Origin of the sequence: Xanthomonas sp. WCS2018Noco2-27, from assembly GCF_031843525.1 — a bacterium.
Classification (GTDB): Bacteria; Pseudomonadota; Gammaproteobacteria; order Xanthomonadales; family Xanthomonadaceae; genus Xanthomonas.
Genome location: NZ_JAVTIK010000005.1, coordinates 96,133 through 122,467, shown reverse-complemented (window position 1 = coordinate 122,467; position 26,335 = coordinate 96,133). Strand labels below are relative to the sequence as shown.

The 26,335-nt window shown below is 57.8% G+C and carries 22 protein-coding genes; 7 read left to right on the top strand and 15 right to left on the bottom strand.

The features are described from left to right. Positions 1–18: 18 nt before the first annotated feature. The 4 genes from rfbD to rfbB are packed head-to-tail and all read right to left on the bottom strand — an operon-like array spanning position 19 to position 3,473. Entirely contained in the window at positions 19–927 is a 909-nt protein-coding gene (gene rfbD, locus RQH86_RS10990) for a dTDP-4-dehydrorhamnose reductase (RefSeq protein WP_311238781.1), read from the bottom strand. After that, positions 924–1,481, bottom strand: a complete 558-nt coding sequence (rfbC, locus tag RQH86_RS10985; protein WP_115528927.1) for a dTDP-4-dehydrorhamnose 3,5-epimerase — start codon at positions 1,479–1,481, stop codon at positions 924–926. Before rfbC ends, rfbD begins: the two co-directional genes overlap by 4 nt. Further along, complete coding sequence (gene rfbA, locus RQH86_RS10980) at positions 1,478–2,365, bottom strand: glucose-1-phosphate thymidylyltransferase RfbA (RefSeq protein WP_115528928.1); 888 nt, start codon at positions 2,363–2,365, stop codon at positions 1,478–1,480. The genes rfbC and rfbA overlap by 4 nt, the downstream gene beginning before the upstream one ends. 52 nt (positions 2,366–2,417) lie before the next feature. Continuing rightward, positions 2,418–3,473, bottom strand: coding sequence for a dTDP-glucose 4,6-dehydratase (rfbB, locus tag RQH86_RS10975; protein WP_115528929.1), 1,056 nt, complete (start codon positions 3,471–3,473; stop codon positions 2,418–2,420). Positions 3,474–3,703: 230 nt separating this feature from the next. On the opposite strand from rfbB, the gene RQH86_RS10970 reads away from it, so the two are divergent. Genes RQH86_RS10970 through RQH86_RS10945 form a run of 6 tightly spaced genes read left to right on the top strand, consistent with a single transcriptional unit; the run spans position 3,704 to position 8,841 of the window. Beyond that, entirely contained in the window at positions 3,704–4,450 is a 747-nt protein-coding gene (locus RQH86_RS10970; RefSeq protein ID WP_104615412.1) for an electron transfer flavoprotein subunit beta/FixA family protein, read from the top strand. Next, positions 4,450–5,394 carry an electron transfer flavoprotein subunit alpha/FixB family protein gene (locus RQH86_RS10965; RefSeq protein ID WP_311238782.1) on the top strand — a complete coding sequence of 315 codons (945 nt, stop codon included), beginning with the start codon at positions 4,450–4,452 and terminating at the stop codon, positions 5,392–5,394. The genes RQH86_RS10970 and RQH86_RS10965 overlap by 1 nt, the downstream gene beginning before the upstream one ends. Before the next feature lie 54 nt (positions 5,395–5,448). Then, positions 5,449–6,552 carry a DegT/DnrJ/EryC1/StrS family aminotransferase gene (locus RQH86_RS10960; RefSeq protein ID WP_311238783.1) on the top strand — a complete coding sequence of 368 codons (1,104 nt, stop codon included), beginning with the start codon at positions 5,449–5,451 and terminating at the stop codon, positions 6,550–6,552. Next, complete coding sequence (locus tag RQH86_RS10955) at positions 6,546–7,496, top strand: glycosyltransferase family 2 protein (RefSeq protein WP_115528931.1); 951 nt, start codon at positions 6,546–6,548, stop codon at positions 7,494–7,496. The genes RQH86_RS10960 and RQH86_RS10955 overlap by 7 nt, the downstream gene beginning before the upstream one ends. Beyond that, positions 7,493–8,431, top strand: a complete 939-nt coding sequence (locus tag RQH86_RS10950; protein ID WP_311238784.1) for a WxcM-like domain-containing protein — start codon at positions 7,493–7,495, stop codon at positions 8,429–8,431. Before RQH86_RS10955 ends, RQH86_RS10950 begins: the two co-directional genes overlap by 4 nt. Beyond that, positions 8,428–8,841 (top strand): GtrA family protein, encoded by a 414-nt coding sequence (locus tag RQH86_RS10945; RefSeq protein WP_311238785.1) that lies wholly within the window; start codon positions 8,428–8,430, stop codon positions 8,839–8,841. The genes RQH86_RS10950 and RQH86_RS10945 overlap by 4 nt, the downstream gene beginning before the upstream one ends. 4 nt (positions 8,842–8,845) lie before the next feature. Here the strand turns inward: RQH86_RS10945 and RQH86_RS10940 are convergent, their stop codons facing one another. From RQH86_RS10940 to RQH86_RS10890, 11 genes are all read right to left on the bottom strand, one after another. After that, entirely contained in the window at positions 8,846–10,399 is a 1,554-nt protein-coding gene (locus RQH86_RS10940) for a hypothetical protein (protein WP_153066281.1), read from the bottom strand. Further along, complete coding sequence (locus tag RQH86_RS10935) at positions 10,399–12,102, bottom strand: hypothetical protein (RefSeq protein WP_153066282.1); 1,704 nt, start codon at positions 12,100–12,102, stop codon at positions 10,399–10,401. The genes RQH86_RS10940 and RQH86_RS10935 overlap by 1 nt, the downstream gene beginning before the upstream one ends. A gap of 71 nt (positions 12,103–12,173) precedes the next feature. Continuing rightward, positions 12,174–13,229, bottom strand: a complete 1,056-nt coding sequence (locus RQH86_RS10930) for an acyltransferase (protein WP_311238786.1) — start codon at positions 13,227–13,229, stop codon at positions 12,174–12,176. Positions 13,230–13,708: 479 nt separating this feature from the next. Next, entirely contained in the window at positions 13,709–17,941 is a 4,233-nt protein-coding gene (locus RQH86_RS10925; protein ID WP_311238787.1) for a glycosyltransferase, read from the bottom strand. Then, positions 17,938–19,284, bottom strand: a complete 1,347-nt coding sequence (locus tag RQH86_RS10920; RefSeq protein ID WP_311238788.1) for an ABC transporter ATP-binding protein — start codon at positions 19,282–19,284, stop codon at positions 17,938–17,940. The genes RQH86_RS10925 and RQH86_RS10920 overlap by 4 nt, the downstream gene beginning before the upstream one ends. After that, positions 19,274–20,119 carry an ABC transporter permease gene (locus tag RQH86_RS10915; protein WP_115528938.1) on the bottom strand — a complete coding sequence of 282 codons (846 nt, stop codon included), beginning with the start codon at positions 20,117–20,119 and terminating at the stop codon, positions 19,274–19,276. Before RQH86_RS10915 ends, RQH86_RS10920 begins: the two co-directional genes overlap by 11 nt. Continuing rightward, entirely contained in the window at positions 20,116–21,300 is a 1,185-nt protein-coding gene (locus RQH86_RS10910; RefSeq protein ID WP_311238789.1) for a cystathionine gamma-synthase, read from the bottom strand. The genes RQH86_RS10915 and RQH86_RS10910 overlap by 4 nt, the downstream gene beginning before the upstream one ends. Before the next feature lie 89 nt (positions 21,301–21,389). Next, the gene (locus RQH86_RS10905; protein ID WP_055848094.1) at positions 21,390–22,760 is read right to left on the bottom strand and encodes a pyridoxal-phosphate dependent enzyme; all 1,371 of its coding nucleotides are present in this window, start codon (positions 22,758–22,760) and stop codon (positions 21,390–21,392) included. A 239-nt stretch (positions 22,761–22,999) separates the two neighbouring features. Further along, positions 23,000–23,218 (bottom strand): YdcH family protein, encoded by a 219-nt coding sequence (locus RQH86_RS10900; RefSeq protein ID WP_005991804.1) that lies wholly within the window; start codon positions 23,216–23,218, stop codon positions 23,000–23,002. 353 nt (positions 23,219–23,571) lie between these two features. After that, the gene (locus RQH86_RS10895) at positions 23,572–24,462 is read right to left on the bottom strand and encodes a hypothetical protein (RefSeq protein ID WP_311238790.1); all 891 of its coding nucleotides are present in this window, start codon (positions 24,460–24,462) and stop codon (positions 23,572–23,574) included. Then, positions 24,459–24,842 (bottom strand): DUF4398 domain-containing protein, encoded by a 384-nt coding sequence (locus RQH86_RS10890; protein WP_055848089.1) that lies wholly within the window; start codon positions 24,840–24,842, stop codon positions 24,459–24,461. The genes RQH86_RS10895 and RQH86_RS10890 overlap by 4 nt, the downstream gene beginning before the upstream one ends. 99 nt (positions 24,843–24,941) lie before the next feature. On the opposite strand from RQH86_RS10890, the gene RQH86_RS10885 reads away from it, so the two are divergent. Continuing rightward, on the top strand, positions 24,942–26,075 hold the full coding sequence (locus RQH86_RS10885; protein WP_115562920.1) for a PilT/PilU family type 4a pilus ATPase: 1,134 nt from the start codon (positions 24,942–24,944) through the stop codon (positions 26,073–26,075). The last annotated feature ends 260 nt before the right edge of the window (positions 26,076–26,335 follow it).

Sequence of the window (26,335 nt, the reverse complement as noted above, 5' to 3'; positions counted from 1 at the left end):
GCCACCTGGCCGCTGCAATCAGCGTTTGGCCGCAGCCAACTCGGCAATCACCTGCTGCAAACCGACCTGCCACTGCGGCAACACGATGCCGAAATCGCTCTGCAGCTTGTCGATCGATAACCGCGAGTATGCAGGCCGCTTTGCTGGCGTCGGGTAGTCCGCTGTGGTGATGGGCACGACACGCGGCACGCGCGCCAGCAAACCCGCCGCGACGGCTTCCTCGAAGATGGCCTCGGCAAACCCGTGCCAGCTGGTCTGGCCGGCAGCAGTCAGGTGCCAGGTGCCCGATGTGCCGGGACTGCGTTGACGCAGCAGCTGCGCGGTGACATCGGCAATCAATGCAGCCGGCGTTGGCGTACCGATCTGGTCGGCAACCACGCGCAGCTCATCGCGCTCTGCACCCACGCGCAACATCGTGCGCAGGAAGTTGGCGCCATGCGAGGCGTACACCCAGGCAGTCCGCAGGATCAGATGCTGAGCGCCTGACGCGCGGATCGCCTGCTCACCAGCGAGCTTGGTTTCGCCATACACACCCAGCGGCGAAGTTTGCGACTCTTCGCGATAGGGCGCAGTGCCTTGCCCGTCGAAGACGTAATCGGTGGAGTAATGCACAAATGGCACGTCGTGCACGGCACACCACTGCGCGATGACACCTGGAGACTGCGCATTTGCACGCATGGCGCTGTCGCGGTCTTGCTCGGCACGATCCACCGCGGTGTAGGCGGCGGCATTGACGACAGCTGTCGGATGGAGGCGATCCAGCAAACTGGTCAACGTATCCGGCGCGTCGAAATCCGCGATTTCGCAGGCGCTACCATCAGGCAATTGACCACTGCGTGTCGTCGCGGTCACCGCACCATCGGCTGCAAGTGTGCGCAACAATTCGGTGCCGACCTGCCCATTTGCGCCGAAGACCAAGGTGGTCACGGCGAAAACACCGGCAGGCGCTCGACCGGCATATCGGCCAGGAACGGCGCAACTGCATCCTTGGCGGAGAGCACCGGATCGCTAATCGGCCAGTCGATCCCGATTGCCGCGTCGTCCCACCGCACACCTGCATCGGCTTCCTTGACGTAGACGTCAGTGCACAGATAGCTGAAGACCGCACGCTCCGACAGCACCGCAAAGCCGTGCGCAAAGCCTTCCGGAATCCAGAGTTGCTTCTTGTTTTCTGCGCTCAATACCACTGCCGCCCACTGGCCGAAGGTGGGCGATCCATGACGTACGTCAACAGCCACGTCGTAAACCTCGCCTTCGAGCACGCTAACCAGCTTGCCCTGCGGCCGCGGCCATTGGTAGTGCAAGCCGCGCAACACGCCTTTGGCCGAAGTCGACACGTTGCTTTGCACGAATCGTGTCGGCAAGCCCTGTTGACCAAAGCGTTCTGCGTTCCAGGTTTCGAAAAAGTAGCCGCGTTCATCGCCAAACACTGCCGGCTCGATCACCACGCAGCCAGACAGCTTGGTTTCAATCACTTTCATGGAACAACTCCCCGCAACGCCAGCGCATGCAGGTATTGACCGTACCCATTCTTCGACAACGGCGCTGCTAGGCGCTCCAGCTGCTCGGCATCGATCCAACCCTGCCCGAAGGCGATTTCTTCTGGGCAGCACACCTGCAAGCCCTGTCGCATCTGGATCGTTTCGATGAAATTTGCAGCTTCATGAAGCGACTGATGCGTTCCAGTATCCAGCCAGGCGTAGCCGCGTCCCAATGGCTCCAGGTGCAGGTCGCCCGCATCGAGATAGCAGCGATTGAGATCGGTAATCTCCAGCTCACCGCGTGGCGATGGCTTCAGCGCCGCAGCGTAGTCGCTAGCCTTGCCATCGTAGAAATACAGACCCGTGACCGCGTAGTTGGAGCGGGGTTTTTCCGGCTTTTCGGCAATGTCGATAACCTTGCCCTGCTGATCGAATTCGGCAACGCCGTAGCGCTCCGGGTCATTGACCCAGTAACCGAAGACGGTTGCCCCCTGCTCACGCGCATCGGCGCGGCGCAGGGTCTCGGTCAGCCCATGACCATGAAAAATATTGTCGCCCAATACCAGGCAGCTCGGCTTGCCATCGACGAAATCGCGACCGATCAGATACGCCTGCGCCAGTCCATCAGGACTCGGTTGCACGGCATATTGGATATTGACGCCCCACTGCGAGCCATCGCCCAACAGCGACTGAAACAACGCCTGCTCATGCGGTGTATTGATGATCAGGATATCCCGGATGCCCGCCAGCATCAGAACACTGAGCGGGTAATAGATCATCGGCTTGTCATACACCGGCAGCAACTGCTTGCTGACGCCCTTGGTGATTGGATACAGGCGCGTGCCGGATCCACCCGCCAGAATGATGCCTTTGCGTTGTGTCATGAGAGCTTCCTTGGGAGGTCCGCACATCTTTGCGGACACTGAAGATGGAGTGTTATGCCGTCGCGCCGATGCGTTCCAGGCGATAGCTTCCGTCCAATACACCCTGTACCCACGCCTGATTGGTCAGGTACCACTCGATCGTCTGCGCAATCCCTTGCTCGAAGGTATACGCAGGCTCCCACCCCAGGTCGTTCTTCAACTTGGAGGCATCGATCGCATAGCGACGGTCATGCCCTGGCCGATCAGTGACGTAGGTGATTTGGCTCGCACGCGGCTTGCCGTCTTCGCGCGGACGATGTTGATCCAGCAGCGCGCAGATCGCCTGCACGACCTCAATATTCTGGCGCTCGGAATTGCCGCCCACGTTGTAGGTCTCGCCGAGCTTGCCCTTTGCCAACACGGTGCGGATCGCCTCGCAGTGATCGCTGACGAACAGCCAGTCGCGCACCTGCTTGCCATCGCCGTAGACCGGCAACGGCTCGCCTGCCAGTGCCTTGGCGATGACCAACGGAATGAGTTTTTCGGGGAAGTGGTACGGACCGTAATTGTTCGAGCAATTGGTGGTCAGGACCGGTAGCCCGTAGGTGTGGTGGAACGCACGCACCAGGTGATCCGACGCTGCCTTGGAAGCCGAGTACGGCGAATTAGGCGCGTAGGGCGTGGTTTCGGTGAACTTGCCGGTCTCTCCGAGCGTGCCGTAGACCTCGTCGGTGGACACGTGCAGAAAACGGAACGCGTCACGGCGCGCGTCCGGCAATGCCTTCCAGTAGTCGCGAACGGCCTCGAGCAACGCCAGGGTGCCGACCACATTGGTCTGGATGAAGGCGCCCGGGCCTTCGATCGAGCGGTCCACATGGCTTTCGGCTGCGAAGTTCAGTACGGCGTCGGGCTGGTGTTCTTGCAGCAGTCGGGTGACCAGCGCTCCGTCGCCGATATCGCCCTCGACGAACACGTGGTCAGCGTTACCCTCCAGCGACGCCAACGTGTTCAGATTTCCTGCATAGGTCAGCGCGTCCAGATTGACCACGCGAATTCCGCGGGAGACCGCCTCAAGAACAAAATTGCCGCCGATGAAGCCGGCACCGCCTGTTACTAGCCAAGTCGCCACTGTCTACCCCTCCTGGTCGCGCGCCAAACGCGCTGCGTTCTCAAACCACACAGGATATACGGTCCCGGCATTATCGGACTTAAGCGCGAGCGACTCCCCATGGCCCCACTGACGCACCGCAACATCCATACGCCATCGCATGGTGGATGCTCCCCGGTTAGAATGGGCGCACTCCCGAGCCTGCCGCCGCGGCCGGGCCTTCCCGCAATAGCTGAAGGATCTCGTACACGATGAAAATCCTCGTCGCCTACAAGCGCGTGGTGGACTACAACGTCCGCATTCAGGTCAAGCCGGATGGCTCCGGCGTGGTGACCGACGGCGTCAAGCTTTCGCCCAACCCGTTCGACGAAATCGCCCTGGAAGAAGCATTGCGCCTGCGCGATGCCGGCATCGCCACCGAGGTGGTGGTCGCCACCCTGGCGCCAGCCGATGCTGCCGCACATCTGCGCAACGGCTTGGCGATGGGTGCAAACCGCGCCATCCATGTGGTGACCGATGCTGCCATCCAGCCGCTGACCGCCGCGCGCGCACTGCTGAAGTTGGTCGAAAAAGAGCAGCCCGATCTAGTCATCCTGGGCAAGCAGGCCATCGACGACGACGCCAACCAGACCGGCCAGATGCTGGCCACCTTGTGGGGCCGCCCGCAGGCGACCTTCGCGGGCAAGCTGGTGGTCGCCGATGGCAAGGCCACGGTGACGCGCGAGGTCGATGCTGGCCTGGAAACGCTGGAGGTCGATCTGCCAGCGGTGATCACGACCGATCTGCGCCTGAACGAGCCGCGCTTCATCAAGCTGCCGGACATCATGAAGGCCAAGAGCAAGCCGATGGAAACCCTGGCATTCGCTGACCTGGGCGTAGACGCGCACGACAGTCTCACCACCACCCACTATGCGGCGCCGGCCAAGCGCAGCCGCGGCGTGATGGTCAAGGACGCCGCCGAACTGGTGGCCGCACTCAAGCAGAAGGGGTTGTTGTAATGGCCAAGATTCTTGTCGTCGCCGAACACCTCAACGGCCAGCTCAATGCGGCCACCGCCAAGACCCTGAGCGCCGCCCTGGCGGTATCGGCCGAGTCGATCGACGTGGTCGTACTGGCGGCCGACCCGGCCGCCGTTGCAGCCCAGGCCGCACAGCTGGCCGGTGTCGCCCGCGTGCTGACCGTGGCCAACGCCGCCAACGAACACGCGCTTGCTCAGGTGCTTGGGCCCCAGATCGCGCAGCTGGCCGGTCAGGGTTACACCCATGTCTTCGGTCCCTCCACCACCTTCGGCAAGGACCTGATGCCGGTCGTGGCCGCGCTGCTGGGCGTGAACCAGATCTCCGACCTGATGACCGCCGAAGATGCCCACACCTTCAAGCGCCCGATCTACGCAGGCAACGCCATCATTACGGTGAAGGCTCCGGCCGACCAGATCGTCGTGGCGACCGTACGTAGCGCCTCGTGGCCGGAAGCGGCTAGCGGCGGCAGCGCAGCAGTCGAGTCCGTTAGCATCGAGGTCGCACTGCCGACCCACACTCGCTTCATCGACCTGGCAGCAGGCAATTCCGACCGCCCCGACCTGCAGAGCGCCAAGCGTGTGGTGTCCGGTGGTCGCGGCGTCGGCTCGGCAGAGAACTTCAAGCATATCTACAGCTTGGCCGACAAACTCGGCGCCGCCGTTGGTGCCTCGCGTGCGGCAGTCGATGCCGGCTACGTCCCCAACGAGCTGCAGGTCGGCCAGACCGGCAAGATCATCGCGCCGGAACTGTACGTTGCGATCGGCATCAGCGGCGCCATCCAGCATCTGACCGGCATCAAGGACGCTGGCACCATCGTGGCGATCAACAAGGATCCGGAGTCGCCGATTTTTGAGATTGCGGATATTGGGTTGGTGGGAGATTTGTTTACGCTTCTGCCCGAACTCGAATCTGCACTAAGCTAGCGCTCCATTTTGGACAGCTTGCCGGCTGCCATATTTCAATACTTCAGGATTTCCATGACGACGCCAGTTCCAGTCAACGCTCTTGACCGCCACATTGGCCCAATTGCCGCACAGCTCGAGGAGGTGGCCGTTAAAGCTATCAGGAGCGGTTACTACGTGCTTGGTCCGAATGTGAAGGCCTTTGAGGAGGAATTTGCGCAATGGTGCGGTGCTGACGATTGCATCAGTGTGGCAAACGGTACTGAGGCTCTTGAACTCGGCCTGCGCAGCTTGAACGTTAGTGAAGGCAAGCGTGTTGCAGTGGTCGCTAATGCCGCGATGTACGGCACCACTGCTGTGCTTGCTTGTGCAGCCGAGCCAGTGTTCATAGATATCGACCCTGTCACCTGCACCATGGCGCCAGCCGCGCTTGAAGCTGAGCTCGCCCTAGGCAAGATCGACGTCGTCATCGTTACTCACCTGTACGGCAAGCTAGCCGACATGGCTGCTTTCGCTGCACTTGCGGATCAGTACGGCTTCACGATCTTCGAAGATTGTGCACAGGCGCATGGCGCTAGTGATGCTCAGGGCCGCAAAGCCGGCACCTTCGGCAAGGCGGCTAGCTTTAGTTTTTACCCGACCAAGAATCTCGGCGCCCTGGGCGACGGTGGCGCTGTTACCACCAACGACCCTGCTGTCGCAGAAACACTCCGCAAACTTCGCCAATACGGCTGGGCGGCGAAGTACCGCAATGAACTACAAGGGGGGCGCAACAGCCGTCTCGATGAGATCCAGGCCGCGTTTCTGCGCGTGATGCTGCCGCTGCTTGATGGCTGGAATGCGCGCCGCCGCGACATCGCCAACCGCTACTCGCGTGAAATCAAACACGCGAATATTGTTGTGCCGCCCGTTAGCGGGGTTGATTTCGTTGCCCACCTTTATGTTGTGCATACCAACGATCGTGCGGGATTGCAGAAGCAGCTTGCCGATGCCAGCGTGAACAGCGAAGTGCATTACCCGACGCCCGATTATCGCCAGCCTTTGTTCGCTGCCCGCTTCGACGGCATCGCGCTCAAAGCCACCGACTATTCGTGCTCGCGCGTAGTCACGCTGCCCTGCTTCCCTGAGCTTACGGATGCAGAGGTAACCCGAGTGATCGAGGCTTGTAACTCGTGGTGAAGCCCCGCTACTCGGTCGTGATCCCCGTCTACAAGAACGAAGGATCAATTCCGGCACTACTGAACGCGCTGGATGCATTAGCTAGCGACTTGGACGCACCGCTGGAAGTCATCTTTGTTGTCGACGGAAGTCCGGATGCCAGCTTTGCTCGATTAGAGCAAGGCCTTCACGCGGCGACTTTTCAGGCGCGTTTGGTGCTGTTGTCACGCAATTTCGGTGCGTTCGCAGCCATCCGTTGTGGCCTAGCCGAGTCGAAGGGCGACTACATTGGCGTCATGGCCGCCGACTTGCAGGAGCCGCCATCGCTCATGCGCGAGTTCTTCGCTGCACTTTCGACCAAACCGCTCGATGTCGTTTTCGGCAAGCGTGTCGGACGTGCAGACCCCGGCCTCAGCAAGTTTGCCTCTACAATCTTTTGGGGAGCCTATCGTCGTCTTGTACAGCCCGAAGTCCCGCGCGGCGGGGTGGACGTGTTTGCATTGACGGCGCCATTCCGCGACCGTCTTGTTGCACTTAGTGAAGCTAATAGCAGCTTACTCGGATTATTGTTCTGGCTAGGTGGTCGCCGCGAGTTTATCGACTACTCCCGTATGGAACGCGAACATGGCAAGAGCGCATGGACGTTGAAGAAGAAAGTCACCTATCTCCTCGACAGTGTCTTTGCTTTTTCCGACCTGCCAGTGCGAATCCTGATGGGTGCTGGAGTGCTTGGGCTAGGCGTCGCACTACTTCTGAGTTTAGCGGTACTAATTGCCCGCTTTGCTGGAAGCTATGAAGTGCCTGGTTACACGATGTCCATGCTGGCGATACTCTTCTTTGGGGCCCTCAATACCTTGGGTATCGGCATCGTTGGCAACTACGCGTGGCGCGCTTACGAAAATACAAAGCAGCGCCCCCTCAACATTGTATCTCTGCAACTTGATTTCCCTGGAAAAAAACAATGAATTTCTATGTCCATGACAAAGGACTCTGCGAGTCGACCACAATCGGCGATGGCACCCGAATCTGGGCGTTTGCCCATGTACTGCCTGGTGCTCGCTTAGGCGCCGCCTGCAACATCTGCGACGGGGTCTTCATCGAGAATGACGTTGTTGTCGGCGACAACGTGACTGTCAAATGCGGCGTCCAGCTCTGGGACGGTGTCACTCTCGAAAATAATGTCTTCGTCGGTCCCAACGCAACGTTCACCAACGATCTCCGCCCACGAAGCAAAGTCTATCCCGAGACTTTCCTGCGCACAGTAGTCGAGATGGGCGCATCAATCGGCGCCAACGCCACGATCCTTCCAGGGGTGCGCATAGGACGGAACGCAATGGTCGGCGCGGGTGCAGTCGTCACGCGCTCAGTCCCTCCCAATGCCATTGTGGTCGGCAACCCAGCCAAGATAGTGGGCTACGCCAACGCTGGTACCGTTGCAATTGAGAAACTGCAGCCGCAAGCTACAACGCCGGTTGTCCAGCCATCATGTGTGCGTGGCGTAAAACTTCATACGTTCAACGCGATTGCCGACATGCGTGGCAGCCTGTCCGTGGGAGAGTTCGAAAAGGATATCCCATTCACGCCAAAGCGCTATTTCTTGGTTTACGACGTGCCCACAGCAGAAACCCGCGGTGAGCACGCTCACTTGGCCTGCCATCAGTTCCTTATCGCGATTAAGGGCTCGGTGCACGTAGTTGCCGACGATGGCGAACAGCGCGAGCAATTCGTGCTCGACAAGCCAAACCTCGGTCTATATTTGCCGCCTATGACATGGGGTATACAGTATAAGTATTCCGAGGACGCGGTGTTGCTCGTGTTCGCATCGCACTTTTACGATTCGGCGGATTACATTCGCGAGTACGGCACCTTCATCGAACAGGTTCGCGCGAACCACGCATGAGCATGCATGTGCTGCAACAGGCGAGGAAACTGGTAAGGACATCTAGCTTTGTTCGGTTCCTCATTTCGGGAGGCCTAAACACCGCTGTCACTTACATTACCTACCTCGCGCTACTCCAAGCCACTTCTTACAAAGTGGCTTACACTATTGCGTACGCATTCGGCATCGTCATCGCCTTCTTCATTAATCGCCTCTTTGTCTTCCAGACACACCGCGGCTGGCGCTCGCTGATAATGTTTCCGCTTATCTACCTTGCTCAGTACCTAGTGAGCTTGGCTGTGGTGTTTGCGTGGGTGGAGCATCTCGGCTTTCCAGTCGCCCTCGCCCCCCTAATGGCAATACTGGTAACCATTCCACTGACATTCTTGCTCTCGCGTTTCGTTTTCGGCTCCCGAGCGACCTCAGAATGAGGTATTAGTCCTTTGCCTTGAAAACAAGGTAATAGGGATTGGATGATGGCAGCCGTTCGAAATGCGCCTCAATGTAAGCCAGAGTCAATGGGTGGGTTTTGCTGTAGCGAAGTTCTTCTCGGCTATCAAGTGGGAAGTCGAGTACGATCGCAAATCCAGGATTAGCTGCTTTTAGCCGTTCCACCTCCTCCTGCTGGAAGGAATCGTTACGCCCTGTAGTTGCATATATTTCCCACAGAGGCGAGCGCCTTTGTTCCATTGCATATGCACCCGGCCAATAGGGCGTCGCAACAAAGGCACGACCATCAGGCGCGTACCGACTCACCATTCGGTTAATCAAATCGACATCCGAAAAAGTGGGACTGTCGAGTACGAGCCTCTGTCCATCCACGACCCTTGTTTCACAATCCCCTGACTGCATACATCTGAACCGCGGATGGGACGGCAGAGTTACACACGCTGTCGCCATGAGTACGAAGACGCCGGAAGTCCAACACAAAATTCTCCGGCCGGAACTTAATAATAGAAAAAGCCCCATAAGCATGGGAAAGATACCTTGCGCAAGATGGCCGACGTCGGCACGCGAGAATGCGTAATGCGCATATGGCACCGCTGTGCACACTGTTGCCACCACGGCAACGTTCACACGGATACGCTGGCGTAGTTGCCTCCACAAGTAAAAACCAGCAACCACCGGATACGCAATCAGACCGGCGAAGCAAAAGCCAATAAAGACCTGGCGTAAGTTACCCCAGGTATCCACTGAGAAAGGCCCTGACCACGGCCAAGGAATGGGCAACGGTAGGTTTGTGCCCTTTAGATCGATCAGGAACAGGATACTTCGCCAGAAGGCGCCGGCAAAGCCTTCAATAAAAAGGCAGGCGAAAATAATCGGAAGAAACCCCGCTGCAATACCGGCGACCCATGCGCAAAGATGGGCAACACGGGGAGCTCTGCCCGAGGCTACCCATGTCCATGCGAAAGCCAGGACCGTCGCCGCCACGGCGTAAACACCATGGTTGCGGCCAAAACAAGCGATGACACCTGTGCAGCAACCTAGCAATAATGAACGGCGTGCATTTGGTTTTTCGATCCACCAGGCAAGCAGTGCCGTAGTGAACATAGAAATCGCGATGTCGAACAGCTTATGCCGGGGAAACATCCACGAACACAATACGACGGACGCGATAATGAGCAGCACTGGATCGCGACGATTTGTATTGTTTTGCAGCAGAAGCAAGCCAAACCCGAGCCCCGCGATCTGAAAAACAAGCACGGCGACGCGGATATCGAGAATGCCTCGACCACCCCATAGCGAGGTCAACCAAGCAACCCAGTAATAACGTGCTGGGTCATACGCCATGAAATCGCGGATGGGAACTTCGCCTGCCCAAATTCGCTGCACGCCATACCATAGAAATCCTTCGTCCCAAATATTCAAACCGAAACGGATCTCCGCGAATTGGAACGCGACGACGACGATGGTAGCCAGTGCGAAAGCCACAAAAACTCGTGACCATTGCCAGTCCGCAAGATCCGAATAGGACATAGTTTTCATTATTTTCTTGGGGCGACGCGTTTGGCCGCGTCACGGAACACCGGTGCATCCTCCAAGGCGGCCGCGCGTTGATAGGCCTCATAGGCCATGGCAGTATGTCCGAGCGCTTCGCTCGCCTTACCGCGCTCGTACCAGACCCATTGGTTCGTCCTACCTACCGCAGCAAACTGTGCACCAAAACTCTCGGCAGCCGCCGCTTCGCCCTGGCGGGAAAGACACTGCATCACCCCGATTACGCGCGCACCTTCATCAGCCAACTGCAATTCGTCGTGGCAATACATGCGTGCCGCGGCCTCGTGCACTGTCATTACCCCAAATTCGGTGGCGGGCTCAAGTTCAATGAGATCCCCCCTCGCATCAAAGACTGCAACGCGATCAAAAGCTGTGTAATCCAAAGAAGAGAACGGTATGTGCACTTTTGAGTCATTCGACATCGCAACGAGCGCCGCCGACGACACAGGGAAACTAACTGCCCACGTGAATGCGACCTCTGAAGTGAGCCTGATGAAGTTATCGCTTTGAAACGGGCTGAATGGCATCAACGGCCCGGCGACAAGGATACGTTCACCAGGCAAGACACGCCCTTGCAGTGCCTCTAACCCGGCAAATGCATGGGTGTTGAACTCATGGTTGGCTTTCACCCACTGGGGCACGATGTTATTTCGCTCGATGCCAGCAATCCCTGCCCCAAGCGCAAGTACCGTCAGCAACACGATGATCCAGCTGCCGCCCTTTCTTCGCTGCCCCGCTAAGATTGGCGCGAGCACAGCTGCTAGCACAACTGTCCCATACCAACCGTACATGGGCAGTAGACGGTCAGGGATCGCGCACATTGGCACTACCGCCAGAACCGGTGCAACGATGGCTATGGCAAAAATGTAACGATCGACGCACCACGCACGCCACAAACCGAAGAGTGCGATAGGAACAAGCGGACCTGGCAGGATTTCACTCGTATAAAACACCAGCGCCTTCATGAAGCTTAGCGGGCCAAGACCCACTTTATAGGGACTGGGTGCACCGCCTAGCTGGATGAAAGGCGATTTGAGCACAATATCTTTCACCACCGAAGCAACGATGACAGCCACACAAGCGGCACAAAGGTAAAGCGTCTTGCGATACCCGTATTTTCGGACCAATACTAGTGGCGCCACGGGGATCAGCGCTGCAAAAGTGGGTTTGGTTTCGAAAGAAAGGTATCCCAGAAGCGCTGCGATTGACGCCATACGTACGAATGCCCAACCGTCGAGTGCCACGCTATTGTCACGTTCGCGGACCAGCCAACCAAGTTGCAGTGCGAGAATCGCACCAGCAAGCATGCCGCCATAGTCGAGCGGATTGAGTTCGTAAAAAGCAGCGGTGCCGAAGACGACCAGGAACACCGCAAAGGCCTGCCAGGCGAGCAACGTTCGCCGCATTAAACCCTCTGCTGACCGCATTAGAAGGCAAGCGAAAAGGATTGCGGGGACGTTGAGGAGCACAAAGAAAGTATGCGCATTATGCACGCCCTGAAGAGCTAACAAAGCGAGCAGCATCAAAGGCCTTGGGCTGCTAATAGCAACCTGCCACGACATCTCATGTGCTACGACGTAGTAGCGCCACAGGTCAGAATGACTCGGAACATCCAGGGCTAGCAGGCCTGGCATGATGAACCACTGGGCAAAGATGAATGCAATTACCGCCAGAACGACACGATTGAACATTGGGGCAGGCCGCTGGACCTTCGTCTCGAGTAGCATGGGCTTGGTCGTCTGTGCAGATGCTTTCAATACTTTTACTCCACTACAGCCGGGGATTTCCGGGAGAAAACGTGCTTTAACTTGAGGCACGGCTTCTCGATCACATGCCAAGAAAGGTAACCAGCGCCGATCGCCACTGCTGCTGAAAGGAAGAAATTCACCGTAGATGTCTCGCCAGGAAACAATCTGACGAACATCTGCTGGATCGGCCATCCCCATAAATAGATAGCGTACGAAGGGTCTCCCCACCCATCAATGGAAGGCAGGCGAAAAGCATAAGCACACCAAAAGCAGAAGTAACAAAGAGCAAAAGCGAACATGTAAAGATAAACGTCGAGACCACGACATAGGTAAGTGGTAAAAGCGATCGCCACCATGCCCGCCGTACTGACGCTCAGCTTGTCCCTAAATGCGAAGATCAAGACACCGCTAGCAAAGTAACCCGAGAGCCGGACCCAGTCAGGATGTAATGGCAAGCCCCACGGAGCAACCACGCCTACTAACATCAGCGCCGAGATGAATCCTAGTAGCGCCCAGCGCTGCGCCAATATGCCTAGCGAACCAATTATCGCCACAAAGACATACATCCTAAACTCGGCCGGCAACGTCCAGAGACTACCGTTCACCACATTCACGGCTCCGCTCTCGAACACACCAGGCAGCGTGAACTGCATTGCCGAAGAAAATGCTAGGTTTCGATATACATACGAAAATGCCTCACTGGACTTAAAGTACGAGCCCAGTGGTAGAGACGATGCCAGCGGCCCTACGATGAATGCCAAAATCATGAGACACACAAAAAAAGCGGGAAAGACACGCAGCACACGCGCTTTCATAAACTCCCATAGGTCTGGTTGCCGGACAAAACTGCCAGCAATCATGAACCCGCTTATTACAAAGAACATGTTGACCGCAATGTCTCCACTGTATATTTGCCAACCCATCGAGACAAATACCTCTTTCGCGGCCCCATTGGGCGCAATATGGAAGCTATGACCGTAGATGACAAGGATAGCGGCAACTATGCGCAACCAAAGAAAGTTATCCTGACGCCGTGCAAGACCCTCGGCTACAAGTATTGAGCGTTGCATGGTTGATCCCCAAGGTCTGAGCTATCTTACGTCGAAGAAAACATCGTCCGACTGGACCAGCTCACCGCTAGGACCTCGCGTCGTCACGAACAGTTTTAACTTGCCTGACACTGAAACGATCTCCAGCGGGACGACCGCTGTGATGGTGGTGCTTTGAGTGGTAGTCACTAGTGGCTTTCCAGCAAGTATCACGCGCGTTACTGATGCGTCGACCGGGCTGCTGAGCTTGACCCATAAAGCGGATGCGCCATCAGGCTGGATGTTGAACGGTTGACCTCTATGTGTCCCGTGCGGACCATAACCAACAATGCGTAAGGGCAAAGCCGGTGTGACCGCCACCGAAGTTGCAGGAGAAGCTATCTTAACTCCGAAACGCTCAGGATACGCAGCCCGCCCACCCTCCTGGCTACACGCCACCATGGCAGCTGTGCAGAGAATCACGAGCGCGCGGAAACTTGATCCAATTCTTCCGAACATCGTCAATGGCTTCCACTTACTGGCGGCAATTCATTCGACAGCGCGCGGAATACGGTTTCGCTTGAGAAGTTCTGCAAGATAAAGCTCTGAGCGGCTTTAGACCTTATCAGCCAGTCTTCGTTATCTTCAAGCAACTTGAGGATGTACTCGGCGTAACTGGGTGCCTCGTTCGTTGCGTAAACGAAAGACTCAGCGTCTGAAAGACCTTGCATACCCGTTGTCGTAGTAACCATGGGAAGACCATGCCGCATGGCCTCCAGTACCTTGCCCTTCATCCCGCCGCCGAATCGCAATGGTGCCACCGCCACACGTGCCCGCTTGTATAGCTGCTCAAGAGCATGATCGCTGACAAAACCCGTGACTGTTACCCTGGGGCCTGCCAAGGCCTGGACGCGTTCAGTTGGCTTGGAGCCGGCGAGCGTGACATGAATGTCAGGCCGCTTCGCGCAGACCAACGGCATGACGTTATGGATCAGCCATTCAGCGGCATCAGCATTTGGCGGGTGGCCGAAACCCGCAACAAACAAAATGTCGCGTCGTGAGGCCAAGTTATCCTGCGCGCCAGCCAAGACCCCGTCGTACGCGTAAAGAGGTACGGTACGGACTGCCGCTTTCATATCATGTTCTTTGGCCCATTGCCTGACGTAGGCTGATTCAAGCTCAGACGGATAATAGATGCCATCCATCCGGGGCCACAACATTTCCTCAAGCAATCGGAAACGTTCTATCTCTGCCTCAACAGCAGGCGAGGGGTCAACTTTCATCTGTTCCATAAGACGCAAGTGATGAATATCGTGACCATAATAGAGGCGTGAAGCACGGCTATGTGCAGAGACGTCATCGATGAAACATGCGCTGATGTGCGGACGACTAAAGATCACCGCGTCGATACTCGCGCCGTTCTCGGCAATCCAACTTCTAAAACCAGTCACATACTCGCCACCATACATTATCTCCACGCCCGCATCCTGGAGGGGTCGTGCATAAGGCTCGTCGTACCACATATTTTCTGGCCAAAACTTCACTGAGTAACCGCGATCCACCAGCAACATGAGCAGCTGATACATGGCGCGCGAGCCTGCATCCCGATCTGGCTGTGGGATATAGTGATCGATGACAAGCACTACCTTCTTAAGGTGGCTACGATCGCGGGCGAGAAAGGGGCGATCGGCGTTTTCCAGGTGCTCGCGCTCAAGAACATCACTCCAACGCTTGCGAAACTTATTCTGATTCTCCAACTGGTACGCCTTGATACCAGCCCCTGTATCAGTGCCATGCGAGATACCTTCGTAGTGAACCACAACCGACTTCGGCTCATAAACGACCTTGCGCCCTGATGCACGCAATTTAAACGCAAGGTCGGTGTCTTCGAAATAAGCAGGCAGATAATATTCGTCGAAGCCGCCAAAGGAATCGAATAACGCTTTTTCGATCATAATCGAAGCGCCAGAAATGTAGTCAACCTCACGCGTGTAGTTGTAGATACTACGGGAAGGGTCGTCCAGTCGACCATAATTCCAAGCACTGGCATCCTTCCAGACAATTCCACCAGCTTCCTGTAAACGCCCATCAGGATAAATAAGCTTGGAGCCAACCAAACCACAGTCAGGCCAGGAACTGGCAGTACTCATCAACGCATCCAACCAGCCTTCAGTCACCTCGGTATCGTTGTTTAGGAAATAGATGTATCGCCCCTTTGCAAGGGAGGCAGCATGATTACATGACCGAAGAAATCCAAGATTAACCGGATTTTCGAAGTATCGCAGCCCAGGCACTTCCTTCAGCGCGCCAATTTGCGTATCGCCGGACGCATCCTCAACAACTAGCACCTCCATTGTTACACGAGGTAGATTTGCGTGAATCGACCTCACACAAGCTGCAGTATGATCAAGCCGTCCATAGGCAGGAATAATGATGGTGACTTCAGGCTTATCGACCACGTCGAAAACAACACCATCCAACAACTTTATCGGATCCTCGTGCGCATTCATCAACAAGCCTTTGGGCGTGGCCGGGCTTGCTTTTCCGCGCTGCATTAGAATGCGCTTCACCGGAGACCGAACGGCATTCAACAGCGGTGTCTGCGTCCAGCGCTTGCCGCGCAAGGAACTTGCTACAGTGCCCCAGTCGCCACGCACCAAGCGCATCGCAAAACGCAGCGGCTTTGTTACACGCCATGATTGCGACCTAAGCAATAAGCTCTCGCGGGCTAGAACTTCCTTCTCACGGGCCAAAGCCTCTTTGAGATGAGCTTTGTCGACTGCTGATTGAGCTATCAGCACGTCAACCTGCCTATCCAGATTTTTTGCCCAAGTGGCAACTTCCTCATGCTCAGTCACCAATGCTGCGTTGCTTTCACGCAATCTCATCAGCTCTGCATCTAGTTGCTTTGCCCACTCCGCCACATCATGATGTTCGATCGACAGCGCTTTATGTTGGGCGAGCACACGCTCCAAACTCTCACGGGTATCACTGAATTCGGCAAGCACATTACCCAGCGGACCTTCCTGGGCCGAACTAATACTCGCCGGCAGTCTGGATTGCGAGAAGTCCGCATAATCTGGCATTCCCGACCTACCTGAAACGGCTAATTGAAAGCGGCTTTCCATTGCCAGATAACGCACGAAATCCTGCACAGAAGGTACCAGCAGATCGCCGCATTCCCTCATTGCGTCTGAGATAAAGTGCACAACTTGCAAATGGCGTGCATCATAGGGCCGAGCCACTCTGACGCAGGCAGCCACCACCTCAAACAGTGCCCGGAAGACTAGATATCCCAGAGGCACAGAACCCGCCGCCCGCCATTCCAGATCGATGAAAACACGAGCTCCGTCGGCACTTTCTATCAGGTTATGCGGCACTAGATCGACTACATTACCCGGCAGTGGCAGACCAGCATCGTAACGCGCCTTAATAAGTACCTCGGGATCAAGGCCAACATGCACACCAACCGCGTCAAGCCACTGCCTGACCCAGGATCCGACATCTTCAATTCGCCATCCATCACGCAGCAGCATCTCGTAAAACGACTTGGTGAACGCACTGCCAGCGATGTAAGGCTCATCCGCAATAGCGCATCGAAACCCATCGACCTCATGGGTCAGGTCAGGCATCAGGAATTTGCGCGTCACCCAGGGTTGGCCGCTGCGCAACTCAAACCGCGTTTCTTTCACAAATGGCTTGTCGCGCTCTGTCGAAAAGTGATATCCCGATACATCGCTGTTATCCACGCCGAACTGCGAGCTACCCGACTGGGTATGCGCGACAATCAGAAATGAATTCGCCATGTCAGGCAGTAGTCCGTTGCGCGCCACTACATCCCAGACGCGATCGATTGCAAACAACGGGGGGCGGCCGACCTGGGGATCGCGCGTAACAGATGCGGCCGCAAGCGCTGCGCCACCATCAAAACATGTTGCGGTCTGCACATCCCTTGAAAACCAAACCGACGTTGGAAGCTTATAATCCGGAAAAGGCAATGCAACCGCGATATCAGCGAAGCCAGCGGCGTAGACCATACTTTCCAGTTCACGACGCCCATAAGTGCGTGCTCCGCTACCTTCATAGATATCTTCCAGACCCAGCATAGGACGTCCGAGATGATCTTCTGGTGCCCCGGCAAAATATTTCAGGCCCAGTTGATTCTCAATCGCAAGCAGTAAAACCCCGCCTGGTTTAAGCAGTTTGCGCGCACAATCTAACCAGTACGAAGCTGCATCCTCTCGATCTGAAAACCGTTCAGCATACTCAAGGACGCCAATGAGGGTAACTACATCAAACTTCTTTTCAGTAACGAATTCTTCAAGGTTGTCGACCACGACGTGAACATTACTGAGATCCTCGCAACGCTTCTTGGCCACTCGCGCTCTACGTATAGCAGGCTCCAATGCCACGACAGTGTTGGCCGTTTCGCCTAGATAGCGCGTAATCGCACCGCAACCTGCCCCAACCTCAAGAACATCCCCTTGCAGCATTCCGGCAAGGGGCCTGAGTAGATTCGCACGGCGTGCGCTGAAATAGTAGCGCGTTGGCCAGTCGGTAATTCGGTCAGCTAGTTCGACGGACTGCACACTTCGATCCATGCAAGATCCAACCAACTGATAGAGATTATCCTCTACCGCATAGCCGTCAGAATAGGCCCACTCTATGCCACTCTCCGCGCGCTGCCAGCAGTTGGTTTGCTTATCGAAAACGTATGCATCTAAAATTGCACTTGGGTCAGAATACTGGGTCATATCAGTTTCAAACTAGCTCGGAGATCAGTGATTCCGATGAAGGGAAGAGTCGACTCGACACATAAGTGAATTGCATCGTATCGCCGATCGTGCGGAACGACCTCGCCATTAGTCTCCCGGCTAGCCAATCCCACGGAAATAAAGTAATCGCCTGCTGCACAATTCAACCTCATTCGGCATTGGGCTATCCCGCTCTTGCCCTCGGCTTTAAATACGCCCTCTACCGCCGCCATCTCGGTATTGGTTCCATACACAGTCAGCCCCTCCTTGGTTTTCAAAGTGATACCTAGAATCGGCCTTATTAGATCGGCGTCGCAACGGTAACGCAAATAAAGTTCTATCTCAGCACCAGCAGGCAAGCTATTAGGAAAAGCTTGGCCTTGAGAGAATAGGGCAAAGTCAAGCAACTCAGCCTTTCCGTCGCCCCAACGGTGTTCGTATGGATTGAACAGTGGACGCGAAGCGAACATCGTTTCTTCACGCTCGCCAAATTCGGAGTCGAACTGAGCCAATTGGTGATCGAGTTGCACGCTGCTTGTTGGCATGACTTGCGATGATGCGGACGCCGCAGCAGATTTCTGACGACCATAAAGCAGATCGAGATACAGATTCACGACAGGGCGAGGCGCACCATCTTCTAACTTCTGGCCCTGATCGATCAAAATCGCGCGATCGCAATGTGTGACTACCTGCTCTGTCGAATGCGTCACAAGTAAGATAGAAGTTCCGCGCTCCCGTAGTGATTTCAGTCGAGAAAAGCACTTCGCTTGAAAGCGGGCATCGCCAACCGCCAACGCTTCATCAACGATTAGCACATCCGGATCGATCTGAGCTTGCACAGCGAACGCCAACCGCACGGTCATTCCACTAGAATAAGTGCGCACGGGCTGGTGAACGAATTCGCCAATATCTGCGAATGCAAGGATGTCATCGAGCTTTGCTTCTACCTCGTCGCGCGAGAGTCCGAGAAGGGATGCGTTGAGATAAACGTTCTCAAGCCCCGAAAATTCCGGATTAAAGCCTGAACCCAGTTCTAGCAACGCGGCGACACGTCCATTAACAGAAACCGATCCAGTGGTCGGCGTGACGGTTCCCGCAATGATCTGCAACAAGGTGGACTTGCCGGACCCATTACGCCCAATTAACGCAACACACTCTCCGCGCTGCACCTGAAAAGAAACCCCATGCAGCGCCCAAAATTCCTTGAAATAACGCCGCTCCCTTAATGAAAAGACGCGCCCCAGGGCGGAGACTGCCATCTGCTTGAACCTGTCGGAAGGCTCGGCGTAGATCTCGTAGCGCTTACTGACTTGATCGACGTCGATAACCGCGTCAAAGGACATCGGCGAACCCCCTGCGCGTCGCATTGAAACCCAGCCAACCGAACCAACAGACCAGGGAGGACACCAAAAAGTAAAGCAAGACGTGGGTTACTTCCGGCAGCGTATTCCAAAGCGCTACACCACGGCCCGCCTCTACTACAAACGTCAGTGGATTGAGCATTGGCAACCACTGATAATCTTGAGGCAAACTGCTACGCGGATAGAAGATAGGTGCTAGGAACACAAGCGCAGTCGAGACGACGGCCATGATCTGCTGCGCGTCACGAAAATAGACGCCCAAGGCAGATATCAACCAGGTGACCCCAGACGCCATTGGCAGGAACAAAATCATGATGAATGGAAACAGCAAAGCAGTTACCGACATGGACGCGCCAGTCAGCAACATTGCAATCAGTAATACCATAAAACTTATTAGCGCATGAAAAACTGAGGTCCCCACCACCACCCAAGTTAGAACCTCGAGTGGAAAGACCACTTTCTTAACGTAGTTCGGGTTGGACGTGATCAAAACCGGCGCCCGACTAAGGCACTCCGAGAAGAAATTTCCAAAAATCAATCCTGAGAATAAAACAACCGCAAAGTGCGTCTCAGTTACGCCCGACCCAGACCAGCGGGATTTGAAAATGTAGCCAAAGACAAAAGAATAAATTGCCAACATTAGCAAAGGATTGAGAAAGGCCCAAAATGTACCACCGAGTGAGCCGCGATACTTTCCGGTCACATCGCGCTTACACAGCTCCCATATCAATTGCCGATGTCGAAACAACGATAAATAGGGAGCGAGTGGACTCAAGCCTGGATGAAAATCTCGCTTATTTTGATTCGAATGACTCATTGCAACGCTTGTTCCAAATCCCCACGCAAATCCCCCACATCCTCAACCCCCACGCTCAGCCGCACCAGCGCATCGCTGATACCGAGTTGTTCGCGGCGGGCTACTGGGATGGAGGCGTGCGTCATGACGGCGGGGTGATTGACCAGGCTTTCCACGCCGCCCAGCGATTCGGCCAGGGTGAACAGTTCGGTCTTTTCGCAGAAGCGCTTGGCTGCGTCGAAGCCGCCCTTGAGCACGATGGAGACGATGCCGCCGAAGCCGGACATCTGGCGCTTGGCCAGTGCGTGCTGCGGGTGCGAGGCCAGGCCGGGGTAGATCACCTTTTCAATGGCGGGATGGGTTTCCAGCCACTGCGCCAGCGCCAGTGCGTTCTCGCCGTGCGCACGCATGCGCAGCGGCAAGGTCTTCAATCCGCGCAGTGCGAGGAAGCTGTCGAACGGGCCTTGTACGCCGCCGATGGAGTTCTGCAGGAAGGCCAGCTGTTCGGCAAGCTCGGCGTTGTCGCCAACCACCGCGATGCCGCCGACCATGTCGGAGTGACCGTTGAGGTACTTGGTGGCCGAGTGCACGACGATGTCGGCGCCCAACTCAAGCGGGCGTTGCAGCATCGGCGAGGCGAAGGTGTTGTCGACCACGATCAGCAGGCCATGCTTGCGGGCGATCGCAGCAATCGCGGCGATGTCGACCAGCTTGAGCATCGGGTTGGTCGGTGTCTCGATCCATACCATCTTGGTATCGGGGCGGATCGCGGCTTCGAAGGCGGCCGGGTCGGTCAGGTCAACGAAGCTGAAATCCAGGCCGGCGGTGCGGCGACGCACGCGCTCGAACAGGCGGAAGGTGCCGCCATACAGGTCGTCCATCGCCACCACGTGGCTGCCGGCATCCAGCAATTCCATCACGGTGGAGGTGGCGGCCATGCCCGAGGCAAACGCGAACGCGCGCGTGCCGCCTTCCAGCGCGGCAACGCAGCGCTCGTACGCGAACCGCGTGGGGTTATGGGTGCGCGAGTACTCGAAACCCTGATGCTCGCCGGGGCTGGACTGCGCGTAGGTGGACGTCGCATAGATCGGCGGCATCACTGCGCCGGTGCTGGGATCTGGCGACTGCCCTCCATGGATCGCCAGCGTTGCAAGCGCCAATGCGCGCTCGCCATCGTGGCTCTTGGTAGTGCGGTTGGACATGGAGGTTCCCGGAAAAAGTGGGCGATTGTATCAAGCAGGTCTGAACGGCCAATGCCGCGCGCCTCACTGACACGCGCGGCCTTGCGCGATCACTGCACGCGGCGACGCAGGTAGTTGAGCAGGTCGATGCGGGTGATCAGGCCCAGGAATTGCGTGCCGTCCATGACGATGGCGACCTGGCCGCGGTCGAACACCGGCAGCAGCGCTTCGATCGGGGAAGCGACATCCAGGCGATCGAGTTTGCTGACCATGGCAGTGGAGATCGGATCGCGAAAGCGCGCTTCGTCGCCATACACATGCAGCAGCACATCGCTTTCGTCGACGATGCCGACCAATTGGCCATCATCGATCACCGGCAGCTGCGACACGTCGTAGAGCTTCATGCGCTGGTAAGCGGTGGTCAGCAGATCCTTCGGACCCACGACAACGGTGTCGCGCTTGTTGTACGGGCGCAGGATCAGGTCGCGCAGGTCGCCGTGTTGCGGGCGCTCCAGGAAACCGTTGTCGAGCATCCAGTAGTCGTTGTACATCTTCGACAGATACTTGTTGCCGGTATCGCACACGAACACCAGCACCCGCTTGGGCGTGGTCTGCTCGCGGCAATACTTCAGCGCTGCGGCCAGCAAGGTGCCGGTGGACGAGCCGCCGAGGATGCCTTCTTTGGCCAGCAGCTCGCGCGCGGTGTGGAAGCTTTCGGCATCGCTGATCGAATAGGCCTTCTTGACCCGCGAAAAATCCGAGATATCCGGCAGAAAATCTTCGCCGATGCCTTCGACCAGCCAGCTGCCGGACTTCTCGCTGACGGTGCCTTCTTCGATGTACTGGGTCAGGATCGAGCCCACCGGGTCGGCGAGCACCAGTTCGGTGTGCGGCGAGGCGGTGGCGAAGGCGCGCGACAGGCCGGTCATGGTGCCGGAGCTGCCGCAGCCGAACACGATCGCGTCCAGCTGGCCGTCCATCTGCGCCAGGATTTCCGGGCCGGTGCCGAATTCATGCGCAGCCGGGTTGTCCGGGTTGCCGAACTGATTGATGAAGTACGCGCCGGGGGTTTCGGCGGCGATCTTGGCAGCCAGGTCCTGGTAGTACTCCGGGTGGCCCTTGGCCACGTCCGAACGGGTCAGCACCACGTTGGCGCCCATGGCCTTGAGATTGAAGATCTTCTCGCGGCTCATCTTGTCCGGCACCACCAGAATCAGCTGGTAGCCCTTCTGCTGCGCCACCAGGGCCAGACCCAGGCCGGTATTGCCGGCAGTGCCTTCCACCAGCGTGGCGCCGGGGCTGAGGTCGCCGCGCTGCTCGGCCGCTTCGATCATCGACAAGCCGATGCGATCCTTGATCGACCCGCCGGGATTATTCGCCTCCAGCTTGAGGAACAGCTCGCAGACGCCGGTGTCCAGGCGCTGGGCCTTGACGATCGGCGTGTTGCCAATCAGTTCGAGTACGGAGGAATGAATCGCCATCGGGATATCGTCGCTGCGCCGCGCGGGCTAGGCCGATCATTATCCGACGAACGGCCGGGGAATGCTCATTCAGGCGGGAAACGATCGTGTCCGCCCATGAACGAGCGTGCTCAACTGCTCACAAAGAGCAGCACGTCGCACAACGGGCCTCTGCCAAAACGAAAGACGCGGACGGTGACAGCCGACGAGGAGGCTGCCACCGCCCGCGACGGTGAACTTGTTCTAACGGTGGGGAAGGATCAGTGCGTGAGCTGGTCGTACATCCGGGTGAGTTTTTCTTTGGCCTGCAATTTTTCGCGTTTCATCTGACCCAAGGTCACGTCGTCGATGGGGAGCACCCCAAGTTCGGCATCCATGCATTTCTTGTTCAAGAGCTTGTGGCGTTGGTACAGCTGCTTGAACTCGGGATCGGACTTGATCAATGCGTCGATTTCGGTCTGCGGTTGCCCTTCGAACATGGCGTTACCTCCTTCACTTAAAACAAGAACGCCCCGGCCGCGGACGGCACAGGGCGCTGCTTGGGAATGGAAGACCCACGAGTCACGTTGACAAAGGTCACAACGGCAGACGCACTGACGAAACCACCATCTGTTCCAACCGCTTGCGTCGCTGCGTGCCCTTGCGTCACTGGCCCGGCCCTCCGTACTTTCCGGGCGGCGGAGTTGCTGCCCGGAGGTACGACCCTACGCCGGTCGCGGAGGGGGTTCAAGGCCGGAACGGCTGCTTTTGCCGTTCCTTGGCGCAATCAGTGACCGCGGTTCAACCGGGCGTCATGCCCGGGTTAAAAGACCTTAACTTCCAACCACTTGCACTACGGCGCCACAACGACCTCGGCCGCACGCGTTTTGCTGGCGGCACCCTTGCCAGCACTGACCTGCAGCCGCGAGGCCGCGACACCGCCAGCGACCAACGCGTCGCGAAGCGCCTCGGCACGCTTCTTGGCTGTGCCCGCATCGCTGTCGAAGCCAACGATGCTGACCCGACCCTTCTTGCCGATGTTCAGATATTCGGCCAACGCCTTGGCCTGCCCGGCCGCATCGCCGGACAAGGCCGCCTTGCCACCAAACGCGCCGCTGCCCAGCGAGAACACTTCGCCGCGGCTGTCCACCTTGGACGACGGCAGCTTGGCGCCGGCCACCAACTCGGCTTCTTCATGGGCGAGCTGGATGGCCTTCTGCTGGGCGGCATTGAGCTTGGCGGTCTGCTTGCCGGCCACGCTGGTCAGCGCCAGCTCGGCATCCTGGCGGGCCAGGGTTTCCTGTTCGGCGGCCTGCCGCATGCGCTCGGCCTCCTCGGCCTGGATCTGCGCCTGCACACGCAGCCGCTCGGCCTCCTGCCGGGCGCGCGAGGCGTCACGGCGACTGGCTTCGATCAGCAAATCGTTGCGCGTGCCTTCCAGGCGGTCCAGCTCGCGCCGGGCCAGTGCGGTGCGGGCGGTCAGCTCGGCGATCTCGACCCGGCGGTCGGCCAGAAACACCAGCGCATCGCGGTCGCGGCGCTTGGCCTCGGCCAGTGCCGCCACGCTTTGCTGGGCCTGCAGCCGCTCGTAGCGGGCCAGATCGCTGGTCTGCGGGTCGTTTTGCAACGCTGCCAGGCGCCGATTGAGCGCGTCGGCCTGCGGGTCGTCCTTGGCGGCCATGGCCAGCGGAGACAGCGTGGCCAGGCTCAGCGCACCGATGTAAAGCAAGGGACGCAGGTTCATCGGCCGTTCTCCCCGGTGTTGAGGGTGTTCTGCAGCTGCGCCACTTCCTTGCGACGTTGCTCCAGCTGGGCGCTGACCACGGCCTCTTCGCTGCGCGCCTTGGCCAGATCGGCATCGGCGGCGGCGCGCAGGGCGATCTGCGGCACCTCCTTGCGCTGGCGCTTGTCCAGTTGCGCCTGCTGGGCCTGCATCAATTCCTGGCGGGCCAGATTGACCAGATCCGGGGCGTATTGGTCGGCATCGGCCTGGGTGGCGCGTTGTACGGCCTGTTCGGCGGCAGTGAGCTCCGGTGCCACCTGGGCGGCGGCCGGAGAGGAAAGAACCATGAAACAGGCGATGCCATACAGGGATCGCCGCAAGTATGCGAAGCTAGCCGTCATTAGGGGAGCCGTAGCGAGGAAGTCTCGAGCACGGCCATTGTCGGAAGCCTGCGGCGGACTTGCAACGAGACGCTGCTGTTTGTTGGGGAACCATTGCGCATGGATATCGGCTACTTCCTGAAGCTGATGACCGAAAAGAATGCCTCGGACATGTTCTTGACCACCGGCGCGCCGGTGTACATCAAGATCGAAGGCAAGCTCTACCCGCTCGGCAACACGGGGTTGCCGCCGGGGATGGTCAAGAAAATCGCTTACTCATTGATGGACGAAGGCCAGGTGCCGCAGTTCGAGCGCGAGCTCGAGCTCAACATGGCCATCGCCCTGTCCGATGCCGGCCGCTTCCGCGTGAACGTGTTCAAGCAGCGTGGCGAAGTGGGCATGGTGATCCGCGCCATCCGCAGCCGGATCCCGAGCATCGAAGAGCTCAACCTGCCGCAGGTGCTCAAGGACGTCATCATGACCCCGCGCGGGCTGGTGCTGGTGGTCGGCTCGACCGGCTCCGGCAAGTCGACCTCGCTGGCGTCGATGATCGACCACCGCAACAGCACCACCACCGGGCACATCCTCACCATCGAGGACCCGATCGAATATCTGCACAAGCACAAGATGTCGATCGTGAACCAGCGCGAGGTGGGCCTGGACACGCACGCCTTCCAGAGCGCGCTGAAGAATGCGATGCGCGAAGCGCCGGACGTGATCCTGATCGGCGAAATCCTGGATGCCGAGACCATGGAGGCGGCCATCGCGTTCGCCGAAACCGGTCATCTGTGCCTGGCGACGTTGCACTCCAACAACGCCGATCAGACCATCGAGCGCATCCTCAATTTCTTCCCGGAAAGCGCGCACAAGAACGTGCTGATGAATCTGGCGCTGAATCTGCGCGCGGTGGTCTCGCAGCGTCTGGTCAAGGGCGTGGATGGACGCCGCCGCCCCGCCACCGAGGTGTTGCTCAATACCCCGATGATCCGCGACCTGCTGCGTCGCGGCCAGGTGCACGAGGTCAAGGCGGCGATGGAAGAGTCGCTGGAAGAAGGCATGCAAACCTTCGATCAATGCCTGTTCCGCATGGTCAAGACCGGCGAGATCGAGCAGGAAGAAGCGCTGCGTGCAGCCGATTCGCGCGATGGCCTGGCGCTGAAGTTCCGCCTGTCCGAAGGCGGCTCCGGCGAGCACGACCCGTATGCGGATTACGAGGCAGCGTCGGCGCCGAAGATCAGTCACGGGTTTATTTGATCTGGAATGCGGCAGCGCCCTCATCCGGCGCTGCGCGCCACCTTCTCCCGCTAGCGGGAGAAGGACTTGGGCGTTGCGGCGCGCTGTGACTGCTCTGCTTCTGGCGCGGCCCGTCGCTGGGGTTTGGCGCTTATCAGGGCTGTCGTTCAAGCCCTCTCCTTACTAGGCACCGCTTAGACACTAGGCACCGCTTCAACGCGCCGCACGTCCCCTGCCTGTGGGAAACGATGGCCGAAGGACTGATGCCGCCCGGACATCTC